This window comes from Labrys miyagiensis, from assembly GCF_030160835.1.
In the GTDB taxonomy this organism is placed as follows: Bacteria; Pseudomonadota; Alphaproteobacteria; order Rhizobiales; family Labraceae; genus Labrys; species Labrys miyagiensis.
Window position 1 is genome coordinate 85,680 of the sequence record NZ_BSPC01000054.1, and the last position, 18,447, is coordinate 104,126.

Consider the following 18,447-nt stretch of genomic DNA (forward strand, 5'->3'; position numbering starts at 1 on the left):
CCGGCTACATCAAATCATCAGCCGGCGGATTATTACCATGCGACATCCGGCCTCCAAGACCCTTGGTTATCAATTGATCCATGTGGCCCGGCTGCACCGGGCCCGAACAGCCAAGCTCCTGGAAGCGCTTGGCCTGTTTCCCGGCCAGGAGCAGGTGCTCGAAGCACTGGCTGGGCGCGAGGCGCTGTCGATGAGCGAACTCGCCGACATCCTGCGCGTACGCCCGCCGACGGCCTCGAAGACGATCGCCCGCCTCTCCGCAGCAGGCCTGATCGAGCGCAAGGCGACGGACGGCGACGGGCGCGTGGTGCGCGTGGCGCTCAGCCCCACCGGCAAGGACAAGGCGGCGGCCATCGCCGCCCTCGCCCTCGACATCGAGGCGGAGGCCACCAGCCATCTCGATGGCAAGGACCGCAAGCGCCTGCGCAAATTGCTGAAGCGCGTCGAGAAGGGCTTTAAGCACGCGCTGGGCGGCGAGATGGATCCCGACGACGATGACGGCGCCGACGATGGGGATGCCGACGAGGTGTGACTGGGAGCGCGGACCTGGGAGCGCGGACATCCTGTCCGCTCTGGAAACGATAATGTTTCAGGATAAGGCACCGCCCAATCCATTTCTCAGTGTCCGCTTCAGGGCGTGTGCTCAATAGCTGCTTGCGTGCCTTTGCATAACGACTCGTTTCAGGAGCGGACAGGATGTCCGCGCTCCCAGTCACCGCCCCATGATACTTTCCACCAGCTCCTTCGAGCGGAACCGGTAGCTTTCATTGTCAACCGCCTTCCAGCCGCCCCTGCCGTCGTCGACGATACGGCTGCGCATGCCGCCGGCCTTGGCGATGATGTCGTAGTCCTGGCCGGAGTCGGCTGGATAGGCGAAGGTCATCACCAGTTCCGTGGTGCCGACATTCACGGAGCGGTGGATCCAGTAGGGCGGCACGTAGCACAGGCTGCGCGGGCCGATCTCGACTGTGCGAATCTCGCCGGCGGGTGATTCCAGCAGCATGAGGCCGTAGCCCGCCTCGCCGTAATACATTTCCGGCCGGTTGGCGTTGGCGTGGATGTGGCCGCGCGTGAGAAAATATTCATCGCCCACGCGGCCAGGGATCATGCGCGTGACGCCGATGATCATGTCGCCGGCATCGGCCGAGGGTTTGAAGTCGGTGACCTCGTAGACCACCGTGTCGCCGAGCTCTGCCAGAACGGCCTTGTAGGCGCTCCCATCCGCATAGAGGCCAGCAAGGTCCGCCATCGTCCTGGTGTAGCGATTGCTGGCGCCGCTCAGTTCGCCCTTTTCGACATCGACGCGGCAGATACCGGGTTCACGCATCGGCATTTCAGCACAACCTTTCAACGCAATGAAGCGAGCCTTGGGACTCGAAATTGTGTAGCTATGCTACATTTTCGATAATCAACCGACAAGACCGAAGGCAAGTTTTTAACTGGGAGCGCGGTAATATGCGCAATATTGCGCTGCAATATTTCACCTATGTGATTCGACATCAAATTTTGAATTCTCCTCTCGCTTGACCGTTATCGAAAAATGTATTTAAGCTACCAAATGGGCCGCAAAGAAACGCCCAGCGAATTTGGCTTCGGAGGAGACGGACGATGAAGAAATCCCTTTTGGGTGGCGCCTTGTTGGCGGCCCTGCTGGCGGGCACGGCCGGCCTTGCCCAGGCGGCCGACTGCAAGATCGGCGTCGCCATGTACACGCTCAGCGCGCCCTATTTTGCCGCCCAGCAGGCCGCCGCCATCGACGAAGGCAAGAAGGCGGGCTGCGAGGTCACCACCTCGGACGGCCAGAACGACATGGGCAAGCAGATCTCCGACGTCGAGGACATGGTCGCCAAGGGCGTCAACCTGCTCATCCTCAACCCGCGCGATCCCGAAGGCCTCGTCGGCGCCGCCAATGCCGCCACCAAGGCCGGCGTGAAGGTCGTGGTGATGGACTCCTCCATCAACACCAAGGCCGATGTCATCACCCAGGTCCGCTCCTCCAACGACCAGAACGGCTTCCTGGTCGGCGAGTGGCTCGCCAAGAAGATGCAGGGCAAGCCGGTCAAGATCATCCTGCTCTCCGGTTCGCAGGGTAATGAAGTCGGCCGTGACCGTCGCCTCGGCGTGTTCCGCGGCCTGGTGGAAGGCCAGCTCGTCAACGACGGCAAGGCCGGCTTCGAAGTGCTCGGTCAGGGTTGGGGCAACTGGGCCACGGAAGACGGCCTCAAGGCCGCCGAAGACCTGCTTCAGGCCCATCCGGACGTCAACGTCCTGCTCGCCGAGAACGACTCCATGGCGCTGGGCGGCATGAAGGCGCTCCAGGCTGCCGGCAAGACCGATGTGCTGGTGCTCGCCGCCGCCGACGGCCAAAAGGAGGCGCTCGCCCTCATCAAGGACGGCAAATATGGCGCGACCGGCCTCAACGACCCCGACCTCGTCGCCCGCACGGCCGTCGATATCGGCATGAAGGCCCTCAAGGGTGATTTGCCGGCCGATTTCCCCAAGCTGAACCTGACGACCCCTGCCGTGATCACCCAGGACAATGTCGACAAGTACTACAGGAAGGATGCAGTGTTCTGAGGGACCGGGTCATCCCGTGCGTGCTGCATCATGAAATGGTGCAGCGCAGACACGGGACCGTCCCCCAGCAAGCATTTTTCTCGTCTTACCGTCCCGGATCTGCGAAGCGGCAATGCGTGCCGCATCGCGTCCGGGATGACCATTCAATCCAGCGAGCGCACCATGCCTGAACTCGCACGGCTGACGGCCATCACCAAATCCTTTGGCGGCGTTCACGCGCTGAAGGGCGTCGATTTCGACGTGCAGAGCGGTGAGGTCCACGCCCTTCTCGGCGAAAATGGCGCCGGCAAATCAACCCTGATGCGCGTGCTCGGTGGCGAGCTCCAGCCTACCAGCGGCGAGGTCAGGATCGCCGGCCAGCATGTCGACTTCCGCGATCCGCGCCTGGCCCGGGCACTGGGCATCGCCGTCATCCACCAAGAGCTCGCGCTGGCGCCGGACCTGTCGGTGGCGGAGAATATTTTCCTGGGCGAACTACCGGGCGTCTTCGCCGGCCCGGGCCTGAAGAAGAAGGCCGGCGAGCTGATCCGCCGCCTCGGCTTCGACATCGATCCGGGCGAGCGCGTCGGCAACCTCGCTGTCGCCCATCAGCAGGTGGTCGAGATCGCCAAGGCGCTGTCGCGCGAAGTGAAGATCATCATCTTCGACGAACCCACCGCCGTGCTCTCGGCGCAGGATGCCGAACGCCTGCACCGGGTGATCGCGGACCTGCGCGCCCACAATGTCGGCGTCGTCTATATCTCCCACCGCCTCGAGGAGGTGATGCGCATCTCCGACCGCATGACGGTGATGAAGGACGGCCAGCTCGTCGGCACCGTCGCCGCCGGCGACGTCACCATCGAGGACATCATCCGCATGATGGTCGGCCGGCCGCTCTCGGCGATGTTCCCGGAGACGGCCCCGCGCAAGATCGGCGAGGAGATGGTCTCGGTCAGCGGCCTCAATGCCGGCCGCAAGGTCCGCAATGTCAGCCTGTCGGTGCGTGCCGGCGAGATCGTCGGCCTCGGCGGCCTGGTCGGCTCCGGCCGCACCGAGGTGGCGCGGCTGATCTTCGGCGCCGACAGGCCGGATTCGGGTTCGATCAAGCTCAGGGGGCAGCCAGTGAAGTTTCGCTCCCCGCGCGACGCGGTGGCGGCCGGCATCGGCCTCGTGCCGGAGGATCGCAAGCACCAGGGCGTGATTCTCGACAAGCAGATCCGCGTGAACGCCACCATGGCGCGCATGTCCTCGATCACCACCGCCCTCGGCTTCCTGCGCCAGGGCCTGGAAAGGCGTACCGTCACCGATCTCGGCCAGAGCCTGCGCCTCAAGGCGGCAAGCGTCGATGCTCCAGTCTCGAGCCTGTCCGGCGGCAACCAGCAGAAGGTGGTGCTGGCCAAATGGTTCCACGCCCAGGGCGAGATCATCATCCTCGACGAGCCGACGCGCGGCGTCGATGTCGGCGCCAAGACCGAGATCTACGCGCTCGTCAACCGGCTCGCCGAGGCTGGCAAGGCCGTGCTGGTGATCTCCTCCGAGCACCAGGAGCTGTTCGGGCTGTGCGACCGCGTGCTGGTGATGCGCGAAGGCGAGATCAGGGGCGAACTCAAGCCCGACAGCTATTCGGAAGAAAATCTCCTCTCTCTGGCGATGAGCGAAGGCGGACAGCCCGGCTCAGCCGCAACCATAGCGGTAAGATGACATGACGGCTCTCAGCGAAAAGCGCGACGAGAAGAAACGCGGCTATGATCTCGGCGCGCTGGTGCAACGCTTCGCCACCCTCGGCATTTTCTTGGTGCTGGTCATCGTCGCCTCTTTCTGGACCGACAGCTTCCTGACCAAGACCAATATCCTCAACGTGCTGCGCCAGGTCGCCTCGGGCGCCGGCATCATGTCGGTGGGCATGCTCTTCGTCATTCTCACGCGCGGCATCGACCTCTCGGTCGGCTCGGTGCTGGCGCTGGGCTGCGTGCTCACGGCCTATTTCATTTCGAAGCTGGGCTATGGCGTCGGGCTTTCGATCCTCCTGGTCATCCTGTGCGGTGCCGCCTGCGGCCTCGCGGTGGGCTTCTTCGTCGCCTATATGCGCCTGCCCTCTTTCGTGATGTCACTGGCCATGATGGCGATCGCGCGCTCACTCTCCTTCATGATCTCGGAGGGCCGCCCGATCTCGATCGGCGACGAGGGCCAATCGCTGGCAGATTTCGGCTCCGGCTATTGGCTCGGCATTCCCCAGCCGGTGATCCTGATGTTCGCGGTGTTCATCGTCGGCGGCATCGTGCTCTCCTTCACCCGCTTCGGGCGCATCATCACGGCGATCGGCTCCAATGAGGAAGCGGTGCGCCTCTCCGGCATCGCCGTGCCGCGCTATGTCCTGGCCGTCTATGTGATCTCCGGCGCGCTTGCCGGCCTCGCCGGCGTGATCTCGGCCAGCCGCACCACCATTGGTTCGGCCCAGGTCGGCGTCGGCATGGAGCTCAACGTGATCGCGGCGGTGGTGATCGGCGGCGCCAGCCTGATGGGCGGGCGCGGCGATGTCATCAACACCCTGCTCGGCACGCTGGTGATGGGCATCATCGCCAACATCATGAATCTGGCCGGCGTGCCCGGCTACAGCCAGCAGCTCTATACCGGCCTCATCATCGTCGTGGCCATGCTGCTGCAATACGCCACCGGCACGCTCAAGCGCTGAGACCAATCGGGCGCGCTGTCGAAAAGTTTGACAGTGCGCCTTTCTTTGTCTAGTTTTTCACATAAATGATCTTTATTCACAAATGTGAAGATAGGATCATCCGCGGCCGAGCTGTCGCGGCGAATGGAGAGATCTTCCGATGAGCGCATCACAGGGTTGGCACGCTGCCTCCGGCCGGGCCTTCGGCGGCCCGCTGAAATATATCCAGCGCGCCGGCGAGATCGATCGCCTGGCCGACCACCTCAAGCCGCTCGGCAAGACCGCTTTCCTGCTGGTCGACGGCCTCGTGTTGGAGAAGCTCGGCAAAGCCATCTTCGCCTCGCTGGAAGGCAGCGGCCTTGCGCTCACCATTGAGAAATTCAACGGTGAATGCTGCCGCGAGGAGATCGACCGCGTCACCGACCTGGTGACCAAGGCGAAGGCGGATGTCGTCGTCGGCATCGGCGGCGGCAAGACGGCCGATACCGCCAAGCTCGCGGCCATCGCCAATCAGGCGCGCATCGCCATCGTGCCGACCATCGCCTCCACCGATGCGCCCACCAGCGCCATCGCGGTGACCTATACCCCGCAGGGCTTGTTCAAGGAGAGCTTCATGCTGCCGCGCAACCCTGACGTGGTGGTTGTCGACAGCGCCCTGATCACCAAGGCGCCGGTGCGCTTCCTCGTCGCCGGCATCGGCGATGCTCTCTCTACCTGGTTCGAGGCCCGTTCGAACCTGGAGTCGCGTTCCAACAACTTCATCGCCGGCGGCTATCCGGCGCCGATCGCGGGCGTCGCCATCGCCAAGGTCTGCCACGAGACGCTGATGCGCGACGCTCTCGCCGCCAAGATCGCGGTCGAGAAGGGCGCGCTGACGCCAGCGGTGGAGAACATCATCGAGGCCAACACGCTGCTCAGCGGCCTCGGCTTCGAGAACTGCGCCGTCTCGGCCGCCCACGGCATCCATGATGCGCTCACCGTCTTGCCAGAGACCCACAGCTTCTTCCACGGCGAGAAGGTCGCCTTCGGCGTGCTCTGCCTGCTGATGCTGGAAGGCCGCCCGCTTGCGGAGATCGAGGAAACGGCCCGCTTCTGCAAGACACTCGGCCTGCCCTGCACCCTGGCCGACCTCAAGCTCACGAAGGTGACGGCCGACGACATCGAACGCGTCGCCAAGGCCGCGCTGAAGGAGGGCTCGATCACCTGGCGCGTGGCGGTGCCGCTGTCGGTGGAAATCGTCCGCGACGCAATCATCGCGCTCGATGCGTTCACGAGCGCGCTGTTCAGAGAGGCAAAGCCATGAGGCGAAGGGCGCGGGAAGCCTCCCCCACGAAGCTGGGGGAGGTGGCCGAGCGGAGCGAGGTCGGAGGGGGTGTGGTCGGGATGAGGCGCCGGATCCGCTCTCTGACAAGAAGTCAGAATGGCCGGGTACCGGCTCATCTTCTGCTTTACCCTGACCACACACCCTCCGTCATTGCTTCGCAATGCCACCTCCCCCAGCTTCGTGGGGGAGGCTTCCCGCGCCCTACCCTGCCCCGACTTACCTTTCCTGTTTCCCTTTCACCCCAAGGACTTTGATCATGCGTGCAGCCGTCATGTATTCGCCCGGCGATATCCGGCTCGAGGACGTTCCCAAGCCCGCGGCCGCGACTGGCGAGGTGCTCCTGCGCGTAGCGGCCGTCGGCGTTTGCGGCTCGGACCTGCCGCGCATGCTCACCAAGGGCGCGCATCGGATGCCGATCGTCTGCGGGCATGAATTCTCCGGCCATATCGCCGAAATCGGCAAGGACGTAAGCGGCTATGAGACCGGCGAGCTGGTTGGCGTCGCCCCGCTCATCCCCTGTCGCGTCTGCGACCAGTGCGCCACCGGCAATTTCTCGCGCTGTCGCAACTATGATTATTTCGGCAGCCGCCGCGACGGCGCCTATACCGAGTTCGTCTCGGTGCCGGTCGGCAACCTGCTCAAGACGCCCGAGGGCGCGGATCCGCGCGCCGTGGCGATGACGGACCCGGCCTCCATCGCCCTGCACGCCGTCTGGAAGGCGCCGCCCACCATGGGCCAGCGTGGCGGTGTGATCGGCTGCGGCCCCATCGGCCTGTTCGCCATCCAGTGGATGAAGCTGATGGGCTGCACCGAGGTGGTGGCCGTCGACATCTCGCAGCAGAAGCTTGACCAGGCGAAGGAAGCCGGCGCCACTCGGACACTGCTGGTGACGGACGAGGTGCCGGCGGGCCTCACCTGCGACCTCATCGTCGAGGCGGCCGGCCATCCCTCCTCCATCAACCTGGCGGCAAAGCTCGCCGGGCCCGGCGGCCATGTCGTCTTCATCGGCATCCCCGTCGCCGACGTGACACTGGAGAACAAGACTTTCCAGCATTTCCTGCGCCAGGAGATCTCGCTGCACGGGGCCTGGAACTCCTTCGGCGCACCCTTTCCCGGCAAGCAATGGACGGTGGCGCTCGAAGCGCTGTCGAACGGCACGCTGCGCTGGGAATTCATGATCTCGCACGAGCTGGAGCTCGAAGAGCTGCCGGCCATGTTCGAGACTTTCAAGCGGAAGAATGATTTCTTCTCGAAAGTGATGTTCAGGCCGTAACTGGGAGCGCGGACATCTTGTCCGCTCTTCCTTTGTCCTTAAGCGCTACGTTTCCAAGAGCGGATCGTCCGACACTCACTTGAGTGTCGTAGGGACGTCCGCGCTCCCAGGGAGTTTCCATGCCACGTCTTCTCGGCCTGGATTTCGGCACGGGCGGCATCAGGGTCGGCGTGTTCGACCTCGACAGCCGCACCATGCTCGGCGAGCGGGAGGTGCAGTATGAGACGCGACAGCCCCATCCGGGCTGGGCCGAGCAATCGCCCGCCGACTGGTGGCGTTGCCTCGGCGAGGCGACGCGCGGCCTGATGCGCGATCTCGGCTCGCCGGTGATCGATGGCGTCTGCGCCGCCACCACGGCCTCCACCGTGGTCGCCTGCAAGCGCGACGGCACGCCGCTCCGCCCTTCCTTGCTCTGGATGGATTGCCGCGCCGCCGGGGAGGCCGCCATTACCGCGCGCAGCGCGCATCCCGTCCTCGCCTATGCCGGGGGAAGCGACGCCGCCGAGTGGCTGGTGCCCAAGGCGATGTGGCTGGCCCGCCACGAGCCCGAGATCTATGGCGGAGCCGAGATCATCTGCGAGTGCCTCGACTATATCAATTTCAAGCTGACGGACCTGTGGGTCGGCTCGCGCATGAACGCGACCTGCAAGTGGAATTATGATTCCGTCGCCAAATGCTTCCATGAAGACCTCTTCGCCGAATTCGGCGTGCCCGATCTCGCGCGCAAGCTGCCGCCCGAGATCAAGGCCGTCGGCGCGCCGATCGGGAAGATCAGCCCCGCGGCGGCCGAACATCTCGGCCTCGTCAATCGGCCGATACTGGCGCAGGGCGGCATCGATGCCCATACCGGCATCGTCGGCGCGGGCACGCTCAGGCCCGGCGAGCATTTGATGATCGGCGGCACCTCGGTGGTGCATCTCTTCCAGCTTGATGGGGAGGCCCCCGTCACCGGCTTCTGGGGCCCCTATCCGCATGCGATGGTTGACGATTACTGGCTGGTGGAGGCGGGCCAGGTTTCGGCCGGCTCGGTGCTTTCCTGGGCTTCGCGCGATATTTTCCAGCTCGACAATGGTGGCCTTGCCGCACTGTGGGACGAAGCAGCCGCCAAGCCCGTCGGCAGCACCGGCCTGCTGACGCTCGACTATTTCATGGGCAACCGCACGCCCTATCGCGATCCACTGCTGCGCGGCGCCGTGATGGGGCTGTCGCTCAGCCACAGCCGGGCTGATATCTACCGCTCGGCGGTGGAAGGCGTGGCGCTCGGTTCGGCCAATGTGCTCAAGCGAATCCGCAAGCTCGGCATCCCCTGCAATCGCATCGTCAGTTCGGGCGGCTATGCCAAAAATCGTCTATGGTTGCGGGCAACCGTCGACGCCCTGGGAATGCCCGTGGAACTTCTTTCGCAAACCAACCTCACCATCATCGGCGCCACCGCCTGCGCCGCGACCGGCGCCGGCCTGTTCAAGGACCTCTTCGCCGCCGCCGATGCGGTGACCCAGCCGACCACCCTGATCGAACCCGATCTTGCCGCTCATGCCCGCTATGGCGAGCTGCTTCAGGACTATCTGGAAGCCACCGAACTCCTGGCACCGCTCTCGCGCCGCCTCGCCACGCGGCAATTGGGAGGCGCGGCATGAGCGTCACCAATCTCGACCAGGACGTTCAGTTCCGCACGTTGTCGGGCGAGCAGCGCGAGCTCCTGATGATTCAGGTCGCGAAGCGCTACTACGAGCTCGACATGACCATGGGCGAGCTGGCCAAGGAGCTCAACCTCACCCGCTGGCAGGCCAGCCGCCTGCTCACCGATGCCCGCGAGGCCGGCATCGTGCGCATCGAGATCGTGCCGCGCGCGCCGCGCAGCCCCGATATCGAGGCGCGGCTGCAGCGCCGCTACAGCCTGAAGGAAGCGGTGGTGGTGCCCCATTCAGGCGAGGAGGACGAGGCCCTGCTGCTCGAAAGCGTGGCACAGGCCGCCGCGCGCATGCTGGCCGGGCTCGGCAAGGTGCCGCTGATCGGCGTCTCCTGGGGCCGCACCATGAGCGCCGTCGCCCACCGCCTGCCGCCGTTCTGGAACGAGGGCGTCGAGGTGGTGCTGCTGAACGGGGCGATGAACATCCGTTCGCCCTCGATCCGCACCAACAATGTCGCCGAACTCTTCGCCCGTTCCGCCAATGGCACGGCGACGCTGCTGCCCGTGCCGGCGATCCTCGGCCATGCCGCCACCCGCGTGGCGCTGGAGCAGGACCCCACCATCGCCAGTGTGCTCGAGCTTGCCCGCCGCGCGCCGGTGATCTGCTTCGGCCTCGGCACCATCAGCCCCGATTCGGTGCTGGTGCAGTCCGGCTTCGTCACCGAGGCCGAGACGGCCGCGCTGAAGGCGAAGGGCGCGGTCGGCGATATTCTCAGCCGTTATGTCGATGCCTATGGCAATATCGTCGATGCCGGCATCGATGCCAGAACCATCGGCCTCGATTTGCGTTTGTGTCGAGAGCGCAAATTCTCGATCGGCGTCGCCGCCGGCAAGTCGAAGCAAGCCATTACCCTTGCCTGTCTGCGAGCAGGCTATATCAACGTGCTCGTCACCGACGAGCAGACAGCGCGTTTCCTCCTGGATGAGGCTCATCATGGATAAGACCGATCAAGGCACACAGACTGCCACCAAGAAATCTGCCTCCACCACCCCGGCGCTCAGCGTGGTGCCCACCGGCTCGGCCCTCACCGTAACGAGCCATGGTGCCCATGCCCGTAATCCCGGCACGGCGCTGAAGCCCGAATGGTTCGAGAACGTCCAGGTCAATCTCAGCGCTACCGAACGCCGTGCTGCCACGCTGGGCGGGCGCCGCACGGTGAAGAAGGAATATCAGGCGGCCTGGTTGGTGAAGGCGGTGCAATGCATCGACCTCACCACCCTCGCCGGCGACGACACCCCCGGCCGCGTGCATCGCCTCGCCCTGAAGGCACGCCGGCCGATCCGAGAGGACATCGTTGCGGCCCTTGGCCTCGCCGACGCACCGCCCACGGTCGGCGCGGTCTGCGTCTATCCCACCATGGTCGCCTCGGCGGTGAAGGCGCTACAAGGCTCCGGCATTCCCGTGGCCTCGGTCGCCACCGGCTTTCCCGCCGGCCTGACGCCCCTGCCGCAGCGCCTCGCCGAGATCCGTTACGCGGTCGACCAGGGCGCCGGCGAGATCGACATCGTCATCAACCGCGCCCAGGTCCTGACCCAGGACTGGAACGCTCTCTATGACGAAGTGAAGGCCATGCGCGAGGCCTGTGGCGAGGCTCATCTCAAGGCCATCCTCGCCACCGGCGATCTCAAGACCCTGCGCAATGTCTACAAGGCCAGCATGGTGGCGATGATGGCGGGCTCCGACTTCATCAAGACCTCGACCGGCAAGGAAGACGTCAACGCCACCCTGCCCGTCAGCCTCACCATGATCCGGGCGCTACGCGACTATGGCGAGTTCACCGGCGAGATGATCGGCTTCAAACCGGCCGGCGGCCTGAAGACGGCCAAGGACGCCCTCGCCTGGCTGGCGCTGATGAAGGAGGAACTCGGCCGCCCCTGGCTCGAGCCGAACCTCTTCCGCATCGGCGCGAGCTCGATGCTAGCGGACATCGAGCGGCAGCTGGAGCATTTCATCACCGGGCGCTACTCGGCGCTCACGCATCACGCGCTGGCGTAGGGCGTCATCCCGGACGCGATGCGGCACGCAGTGACGCTTCGCAGATCCGGGACCGTCCCCCGGATAGGCCGCCCTTGTCGTCTAACGGTCCCGGATCTGCGCAGCATCGCTTCGCGCTGCAGCGCGTCCGGGATGACCGCCCCTCTTCTCCCTCTGGAGTCCCTCCCATGCCCACCGTCAAGGAAATCCTGCAAACCATGGACTATGGTCCTGCCCCGGAAGCCGAGAGCCATGTCGCCGCCTGGCTTCAACAGCATGAGAAGGGCTTCCGCCATTTCATCGGTGGCGCCTTCGTTGCTTCGAAGGGCAAGACGAGCTTCGACGTCACCAACCCGGCCCGCGATACCGTGCTCGGCAAGGTCGCCGAGGGCACGGCGGAGGATATCGACGCCGCGGTGAAGGCGGCCCGCAAAGCCTTTCCCGCTTGGTCGGGCCTGCCGGGCCATGAGCGTGCCCGCTACCTCTATGCCATCGCCCGCCATATCCAGAAGCGCGAGCGCTTCCTCTCCGTGCTGGAGACGATGGACAATGGCAAGCCGATCCGCGAGAGCCGCGACATCGATATCCCGCTGGTCGCCCGCCATTTCTACCACCATGCCGGCTGGGCCGAGCTGATGGAGAGCGAGTTTGCCGGCTACGGCCCCGTCGGCGTCTGCGGCCAGATCATTCCCTGGAACTTCCCGCTGCTGATGCTGGCCTGGAAGATCGCCCCGGCGCTGGCCGCCGGCAACACGGTGGTGCTGAAGCCTGCCGAGTTCACGCCGCTCACGGCGCTAGCCTTCGCCGAGATCTGCCGTGAGGCCGGCCTGCCCGAAGGTGTCGTCAACATCGTCACCGGCGACGGCGCCACCGGCGCGGCCCTTGTCGCCCATCCCGACGTCGACAAGATCGCCTTCACCGGTTCCACCGAGGTTGGCCGCCTCATCCGCCAGGCGACAGCCGGTTCCGGCAAGAAGCTTTCGCTGGAACTCGGCGGCAAGTCGCCCTTCATCGTCTATGAGGACGCCGATCTCGACGGCGCCGTGGAAGGCGTGGTCGACGCCATCTGGTTCAACCAGGGCCAGGTCTGCTGCGCAGGCTCGCGCCTGCTCCTCCAGGAAGGTATCGCCGAACGCTTCCTCGGCAAGCTCAAACGCCGCATGGAGACGCTGCGCGTCGGCGATCCCCTCGACAAGTCGGTCGACATGGGTGCCATCGTGGCCCCGGTGCAGCTCCAGCGCATCCGCGACCTCGTCAAGAAGGGCGAAAGCGAGGGCGGCACGCTCTGGCAGTCGAACTGCGCGCTGCCGGCCAAGGGCAATTTCTACCCGCCCTCCATCTTCGTCGATGTCGAGCCTTCCTCGACCGTCTCGGAGGTCGAGATCTTCGGCCCGGTTGCTGTAGCCATGACCTTCCGCACACCGGAGGAAGCCATCCAGCTCGCCAACCATACGCGCTACGGCCTTGCTGCGTCGATCTGGTCGGAGAACATCAACCGCGCGCTCGATACCGCCGCACGCATGAAATCGGGCGTGGTCTGGGTCAACTGCACCAATCTCTTCGACGCCGCGGCCGGTTTCGGCGGCTATCGCGAAAGCGGCTTCGGCCGCGAAGGCGGGCGCGAGGGCATGTACGAATACCTCAAGCCCGATTGGGAGAAGGCCCTGCCGGCCGCCGAGGACGCCAAAGCCGCGGCGCTCAGCGTCTCACCAGCCGAAGCGCCTACCGGCAATGCCCTGCCCACCATCGACCGCACGGCCAAGCTGTTCGTCGGCGGCAAGCAGGCGCGCCCGGATTCCGGCTACAGCTACACGGTGAAGAGCAGCGCCGGCGCCACGCTCGGCCAGGCCGGCCTCGGCAACCGCAAGGACATCCGCAACGCCGTCGAGGCCGCCACCAAGGCCGGCGGCTGGGGCAGCGTCACCGCGCATAACCGCGCCCAGGTGCTCTATTACATCGCCGAGAACATGGCCGCCCGTGCCGCCGAGTTCGAGCAGCGCCTGGCGAGCTTCGGCCACAACGCCAAGGCAGCAAAGGCGGAGGTGGAGAAATCAATCCGCCGCATCTTCTACTACGCCGCCCAGGCCGACAAATATGACGGCCGGGTGCATGCGACTCGCACGCGCAATGTGACGCTGGCCATGAACGAACCCTTCGGCGTTGTGGGCATCCTCTGCCCGGACGAGGCGCCGCTGCTCGGCTTCGTCTCGCTGGCGCTGCCGGCCATCGCCATGGGCAACAGGGTTGTCGTGGTGCCCTCGCCCGCCTTCCCGCTGGCGGCGACGGATTTCTACCAGATCCTCGAAACCTCCGACGTCCCGACCGGCGTGGTCAACATCGTCACCGGCGCCCGCGACGAACTCGCCAAGACTCTGGCCGAGCACGACGATGTCGACGCCCTTTGGTATCACGGCTCCAGGAGCGGCGCGGCCTCCGCCGAGAAGGCTTCTGCCGGCAACCTCAAGGCGACCTGGACCAACCAAGGCCGGCCGATCAGCTGGCTGGTGGACGCCCAGGCCCAGGGCGAGGACTATCTGCGCCATGCCACGCAGGTGAAGAACATCTGGGTGCCTTATGGGGAGTGAGCGGCCGAGTTAAGCGTCCGGCGAGAAAGGGCGGGACGCGAGCCTCCCTCACGAAGCTGGGGGAGGCCCTCGCACGCCGGGCTCGCGCTATACCAATCGCCTCATCTCGCCCCGCTGGCCAAGTCCACCCGCCTCGACACCCCAATGCCCGCCAGAAACGCCTCGTCATGGCTGACGACCAGCAGCGCGCCGTCATAGGCTCGCAACCCGCTCTCCACCGCAGCGATGGAATCGAGGTCGAGATGGTTTGTCGGCTCGTCGAGGATCAGCAGTGACGGCGGCATCGGGCCGCCCAGCACGCAGGCGAGGCCGGCACGCAGCATCTGGCCACCGCTGAGCGTGGAAACAAGCTGCAGCGCCGCATCGGCCCGGAACATGAAGCGGGCGAGCGCGGCGCGGCAGGTATTCTCATTCGTGCCGGGGTTGAGGCGGCGGAAATTGTCGCGGATCGACAGTCTGGGATCGAGCAGGCTGACCTGCTGGTCGAGCATGGCGAAGGGAACCATGACCTGCACCGAGCCCGCCCAGGGCCGCAGTGCGCCGGTGATGAGCGCCAGCAGCGTCGTCTTGCCAGAGCCATTCGGGCCGGTGAGGCCGATGCGCTCCGGCCCGGTGATCTGCAAGGAGAGATCGCGGATCACCGGCTCCTCTGGCCGATAGCCGGCCGTTACGCCGTCGAGCCTCAGCACGACCCGGCTCGCCGGCAGATTGGTCGGCGCCAAGGTGACCGACAAAGGTTGCAGCACCTCGATCTGCTCGCGCGCCGCAGCCGCCGCGCCGAGGGCCTGCGCACGCCGATGTTCGGCGAGACGGGCATTGTTGGCTGAAGTGGTCTCACTTTTCTCCTTCAAGCCGCCCAGCATGATGCGAGGCATGTCACCCTTTGCCGCCATCTTCTTGCCGACGCTGTTGCGCCGCGCCTGCCGCTCCACCGCCATCTGCGCGCTGCTGATAACCTCGGCGACGCGCTTTTCAGCGTCAGCGAGATCGTGCCTGATGGCCGCGAGCTCCAGCGCCTTGCGCTCGCGATAGCGGCTCCAATTGCCGCCGTACCGTGTGGCGTCGAGCGTGGTCAGCTCGACGATGGCGTCCATGGTCTCGAGCAATTCGCGATCGTGGCTGACGATGACCGCACCCGCCTGCCAACCGGCCAGCAGTGTGATCACCGCCTCCCGTCCCTCGCGGTCGAGATTGTTGGTTGGCTCGTCCAGGATAAGGAAATCGGGCTCGCTGAAGACCAGCGCGGCTAGGCCCGCCCGTGTACGCTGGCCGCCGGACAAACTGGCGAGCAATGTCCCTCCCTCGGCATCGAGCCCAGCGCGGGTGAGAGCACTGGCCAGGCGTGCCTCCAGCGTCCAGTCGGCGGTGGCGAGTTCGTCGGCATCGGCCTCCCCCGCTTCCGCCCGCCGCAGCAGGGCCAGTGCGCCGGTCAAGCCAAAGAGGTCGGCGACGGTCGCGCCCGGCGCCACCTGCACGCTCTGGCGCAGGATACCGAGGCTGCCACCGACCGAGACGGCGCCGGTTTGTGGGGGGATCTCGCCGGCAATCAGCCCGAGCAACGTGGTCTTGCCGACGCCGTTACGGCCGACAAGCCCGGTGCGCTCGAGCCCAAAGCTCAGATCGAGATGGGAGAAGAGGGGCCGCCCCTCAGGCGTGGACCACGACAGATTGGAGAGCGTGATAGTGGCGGGCATGGATGTGCAAGGTCCCGTTGGCAAGGCGTAGCGGCATTGCGATCGGGCTGGAATCCACGGTGCACCATCCTGTTGGAGTACGGTGCCAGCGATTTAGGGGAGAAAAGGCGGCGGCGCAAGCCTCGCATGCATCCCACTCAAGGGCGAGAGTTTGGTGGCCGGGCCTCGCACAGCGCCATGCGCCCCAGCCCCACCCTCACCACACATGCACGGAGCTGCTTCCCTGCGGCGTCCACTGCCATGCCGAGGTCTCGATGTTGAAGACCATGGCGCTGACGACCTGCCTGGCCACCGTCTGGTGAAAGGCGAGGATACCCTCGGCTTTCAGGAAGAAGGTCTGGGTGAGCAGGCGGCGTTTGGACTTCGCCTCCGTGAGGGTGACGATCACGTTGAAATGCGGATCGCCGCCCTGGACCTCCCCCTCCACCAGATAGTCGACGCTGGCCTCGATGAGCGCGGCTGGCATGGTGGGCGAGAGCGTGCGCACCGTGATCGTACGGGAGGTGGAGAGCGCGGTCTGGATCTCCTGGCCCACCACGTCGAAATTGCTCTTCAGGGCCTGGCTTGCTCCCCCGAGGCGGAAGGGCAGTACGGCGACCCTCGGTTCGGTCGACATCAGGCTGAGGTCGAGATCGTCGGGCGCCCGGGACAAAGGCTCGGCGAGCTCTTCCTCCTCATCGCTCGAGGGTACATACATATAGCCACGGCGCGACACGGTGCGGATGACCTTGTGGTCCTCATCGCCGATGCATTTGCGCGCATCGCGGATGCATTGGGTGAGCGAATCCTCGGTCACGATCGTGCGGGGCCAGACGGCATCGAGCAATTCGTCCTTGGTCACCACCCTGCTGGCGTTATGCGCCAGATATCCCAGCAATTTGAATGTCTTGGGGCGCAGAGACACCAGTTCGCCGGCCTTGCGCAGGGTTCCTCGGTTGAGATCCAGAACGGTCTCGCCAAGCCTGTAGGTAATCTCCTGATCCATGACCCGTGTCTTTCCGCATCTCGTTTTGCTCGCGGCGGGGTCAGCCCCGCTTCTCGTCGGATTGGTGCTCGTACAGGCAGCCGGAGGGCGAGGTAGAAGATGACGCCCAGAGATCCGGAACCGCGTGATGCAGAGTGTCGCTTGTGCGGCGCCGGGAGACATCACCAAAATAGATGAGGACGGGAATATTTCTTACCTGAGGCGCGGCATAGTGCCTTGCTGGACGGTTTGTTACATTCCCACGTGTCATCGCGATCTTGATGGCGGAAGCAGCATGGACCCTCTATTCGCGGCCCTTGATCGTTGCTCCATGCCTCTTGTCGCGCGAAGGTGACGCGCGCTCTGTTCCCCAGGGAACAGCATCGCCAGAGTGCAGGCTGAACAAGATCGCGATCTAGATGGGGCTCGCACCGAAGCGGACGCTCGGGATGGCGCCGGCGAGCAGGGAGACGACTTCGGCCTGGCGGCTGCAGCCGGTCTTTTCCAGAACACCCCGCACCTGCGTGCGGATGGTATTCAGGGTGACGCCGCTGCGCACGGCAATGTCCTCGACCGTATCACCGGTGGCGAGGCTGCGGGCGACACGCGCTTCGGCCGGGGTAAGATCGAACAACGACTGCACGAGCTCGACCGGCGGCGCCTCGGGCGCGGTCACCGGCGTCATGATCAGCGTGGCGGCACAGCTTGCGAAGATATCGCGCGCGCTCAGGCGGATCGGCACGACATGGGCCACCATCATCGCCTCCCCGCCCCGCACCGGGAAGGAGCGCACGCTGGCCCCCTCGGCGAGATCGACGGTCGCTATGGCGTCGCGCAGGAGCTGGTCAGCCGCCCTGTCGCTGAAGGACACACCGTCGAAGGCGCGCCAATGCACGAATTTGGGCAGGCTCTCGATCAGGCTGTTGGCCGCGAGCACCTTGCCATGCCGATCGAGGACGAGAGCGGGCAGGCCGAGAGCAGCGAGTGTCTTGCTCGCCACCTTGGCGCGTTCGAGCTGCAGACGGGCTGTCATCAGGGCGCTACGTGCCAGATGCGGACGCAGCCTGTCGAGCTGGTCGATCAGTCCGCGTTCTGCTGGCCCCTGCTGGAGCCAGCGCGTGAAGAGGAGCAGCAGCGACTCCTTGGTGGGCAGCTCGACCGTGGTGACGACCATCGAGCCGATGCCGGCCGGGCGCCAGAAGTCGCGATAGAGCGGTTCCTGCTCCAACTCGTCCGTGGTCATGATGTCGCGCTCGGTGATGAAGCCGGAACGCGAAGAGGCGAGCACGCGGGCCAAACCCTTGCCGCGCTCGACGAAACCGCCCCTGAGCGCTCCCGCCGCCCGCTCCCGGGCACCGGGCGAGGCGGTCAGCATGGTCGCATCCTTGCCGAAGATATAGAGGCTGCCGCCAGCCCCCAAGGTCAGGTTCGAAAGCGTCTCCAGCGTGCCCGGCCATTGCTCCGGCACGAAGGCGCATTCGTAGATGCGATCGACCAACCCTTCGATCATCCGAAGTTTCCCGTTGATAGCGCAGCTGCATTATTTCAGATCGCGTCGCGCTTTCCTAAGGAAAATACCGCCAGGAATCCCGCAATGCCGGGAAACTTCATGAATTTCTGGTCATTTTTCCGGAACTATCATCAGCATTGCCGCATCAACTCGTCGGCCTGGAGGCGGAGAGCGAGACTATGACTCCCGCTTGAGAGCGCCTTTC

General features: G+C 65.3%; 14 protein-coding genes. 10 read left to right on the forward strand and 4 right to left on the reverse strand.

Annotation, left to right across the window (positions count from 1 at the left end):
• The first annotated feature begins 37 nt into the window (after positions 1–37).
• Positions 38–532, forward strand: coding sequence for a MarR family winged helix-turn-helix transcriptional regulator (locus QQL24_RS23815; RefSeq protein ID WP_284314784.1), 495 nt, complete (start codon positions 38–40; stop codon positions 530–532).
• Between the two features lie 180 nt (positions 533–712).
• Here the strand turns inward: QQL24_RS23815 and QQL24_RS23820 are convergent, their stop codons facing one another.
• Positions 713–1,333 (reverse strand): glucose-6-phosphate isomerase, encoded by a 621-nt coding sequence (locus QQL24_RS23820; protein WP_284314785.1) that lies wholly within the window; start codon positions 1,331–1,333, stop codon positions 713–715.
• A gap of 275 nt (positions 1,334–1,608) precedes the next feature.
• On the opposite strand from QQL24_RS23820, the gene QQL24_RS23825 reads away from it, so the two are divergent.
• From QQL24_RS23825 to QQL24_RS23865, 9 genes are all read left to right on the forward strand, one after another.
• Positions 1,609–2,577 (forward strand): sugar ABC transporter substrate-binding protein, encoded by a 969-nt coding sequence (locus tag QQL24_RS23825; RefSeq protein WP_284314786.1) that lies wholly within the window; start codon positions 1,609–1,611, stop codon positions 2,575–2,577.
• Positions 2,578–2,739: 162 nt separating this feature from the next.
• Entirely contained in the window at positions 2,740–4,257 is a 1,518-nt protein-coding gene (locus QQL24_RS23830) for a sugar ABC transporter ATP-binding protein (protein WP_284314967.1), read from the forward strand.
• 1 nt (position 4,258) lies between these two features.
• Positions 4,259–5,248: an ABC transporter permease gene (locus QQL24_RS23835; RefSeq protein ID WP_284314787.1), complete on the forward strand. Its 990-nt coding sequence runs from the start codon at positions 4,259–4,261 to the stop codon at positions 5,246–5,248.
• A gap of 139 nt (positions 5,249–5,387) precedes the next feature.
• A complete protein-coding gene (locus QQL24_RS23840) occupies positions 5,388–6,530 on the forward strand; it encodes a glycerol dehydrogenase (protein ID WP_284314788.1) in 1,143 nt (380 codons plus the stop codon).
• A gap of 277 nt (positions 6,531–6,807) precedes the next feature.
• Positions 6,808–7,824 carry a galactitol-1-phosphate 5-dehydrogenase gene (locus QQL24_RS23845; RefSeq protein WP_284314789.1) on the forward strand — a complete coding sequence of 339 codons (1,017 nt, stop codon included), beginning with the start codon at positions 6,808–6,810 and terminating at the stop codon, positions 7,822–7,824.
• 119 nt (positions 7,825–7,943) lie between these two features.
• Positions 7,944–9,461, forward strand: a complete 1,518-nt coding sequence (locus QQL24_RS23850; RefSeq protein ID WP_284314790.1) for an FGGY-family carbohydrate kinase — start codon at positions 7,944–7,946, stop codon at positions 9,459–9,461.
• Positions 9,458–10,456, forward strand: a complete 999-nt coding sequence (locus tag QQL24_RS23855; protein ID WP_284314791.1) for a sugar-binding transcriptional regulator — start codon at positions 9,458–9,460, stop codon at positions 10,454–10,456. Before QQL24_RS23850 ends, QQL24_RS23855 begins: the two co-directional genes overlap by 4 nt.
• Complete coding sequence (gene deoC / locus QQL24_RS23860) at positions 10,449–11,510, forward strand: deoxyribose-phosphate aldolase (RefSeq protein ID WP_284314792.1); 1,062 nt, start codon at positions 10,449–10,451, stop codon at positions 11,508–11,510. Before QQL24_RS23855 ends, deoC begins: the two co-directional genes overlap by 8 nt.
• A gap of 167 nt (positions 11,511–11,677) precedes the next feature.
• The gene (locus tag QQL24_RS23865) at positions 11,678–14,074 is read left to right on the forward strand and encodes an aldehyde dehydrogenase family protein (RefSeq protein ID WP_284314793.1); all 2,397 of its coding nucleotides are present in this window, start codon (positions 11,678–11,680) and stop codon (positions 14,072–14,074) included.
• A gap of 101 nt (positions 14,075–14,175) precedes the next feature.
• Here QQL24_RS23865 and QQL24_RS23870 read toward each other — a convergent pair whose 3' ends face one another.
• The 3 genes from QQL24_RS23870 to QQL24_RS23880 all read right to left on the reverse strand — a co-directional run bounded on the left by QQL24_RS23870 (position 14,176) and on the right by QQL24_RS23880 (position 18,242).
• Complete coding sequence (locus QQL24_RS23870) at positions 14,176–15,768, reverse strand: ABC-F family ATP-binding cassette domain-containing protein (RefSeq protein ID WP_284314794.1); 1,593 nt, start codon at positions 15,766–15,768, stop codon at positions 14,176–14,178.
• Positions 15,769–15,964: 196 nt separating this feature from the next.
• Positions 15,965–16,753, reverse strand: a complete 789-nt coding sequence (locus tag QQL24_RS23875) for a winged helix-turn-helix domain-containing protein (protein ID WP_284314795.1) — start codon at positions 16,751–16,753, stop codon at positions 15,965–15,967.
• Positions 16,754–17,147: 394 nt separating this feature from the next.
• Positions 17,148–18,242 carry a helix-turn-helix transcriptional regulator gene (locus tag QQL24_RS23880; RefSeq protein WP_284314796.1) on the reverse strand — a complete coding sequence of 365 codons (1,095 nt, stop codon included), beginning with the start codon at positions 18,240–18,242 and terminating at the stop codon, positions 17,148–17,150.
• Between the last annotated feature and the right edge of the window lie 205 nt (positions 18,243–18,447).

Bases quoted from the DNA above. Each gene is read 5' to 3' on its own strand.
- QQL24_RS23815 (WP_284314784.1), top strand. From the start codon at position 38: ATGCGACATCCGGCCTCCAAGACCCTTGGTTATCAATTGATCCATGTG.
- QQL24_RS23820 (WP_284314785.1), bottom strand. From the start codon at position 1,333: ATGCCGATGCGTGAACCCGGTATCTGCCGCGTCGATGTCGAAAAGGGC.
- QQL24_RS23825 (WP_284314786.1), top strand. From the start codon at position 1,609: ATGAAGAAATCCCTTTTGGGTGGCGCCTTGTTGGCGGCCCTGCTGGCG.
- QQL24_RS23830 (WP_284314967.1), top strand. From the start codon at position 2,740: ATGCCTGAACTCGCACGGCTGACGGCCATCACCAAATCCTTTGGCGGC.
- QQL24_RS23835 (WP_284314787.1), top strand. From the start codon at position 4,259: ATGACGGCTCTCAGCGAAAAGCGCGACGAGAAGAAACGCGGCTATGAT.
- QQL24_RS23840 (WP_284314788.1), top strand. From the start codon at position 5,388: ATGAGCGCATCACAGGGTTGGCACGCTGCCTCCGGCCGGGCCTTCGGC.
- QQL24_RS23845 (WP_284314789.1), top strand. From the start codon at position 6,808: ATGCGTGCAGCCGTCATGTATTCGCCCGGCGATATCCGGCTCGAGGAC.
- QQL24_RS23850 (WP_284314790.1), top strand. From the start codon at position 7,944: ATGCCACGTCTTCTCGGCCTGGATTTCGGCACGGGCGGCATCAGGGTC.
- QQL24_RS23855 (WP_284314791.1), top strand. From the start codon at position 9,458: ATGAGCGTCACCAATCTCGACCAGGACGTTCAGTTCCGCACGTTGTCG.
- deoC (WP_284314792.1), top strand. From the start codon at position 10,449: ATGGATAAGACCGATCAAGGCACACAGACTGCCACCAAGAAATCTGCC.
- QQL24_RS23865 (WP_284314793.1), top strand. From the start codon at position 11,678: ATGCCCACCGTCAAGGAAATCCTGCAAACCATGGACTATGGTCCTGCC.
- QQL24_RS23870 (WP_284314794.1), bottom strand. From the start codon at position 15,768: ATGCCCGCCACTATCACGCTCTCCAATCTGTCGTGGTCCACGCCTGAG.
- QQL24_RS23875 (WP_284314795.1), bottom strand. From the start codon at position 16,753: ATGGATCAGGAGATTACCTACAGGCTTGGCGAGACCGTTCTGGATCTC.
- QQL24_RS23880 (WP_284314796.1), bottom strand. From the start codon at position 18,242: ATGATCGAAGGGTTGGTCGATCGCATCTACGAATGCGCCTTCGTGCCG.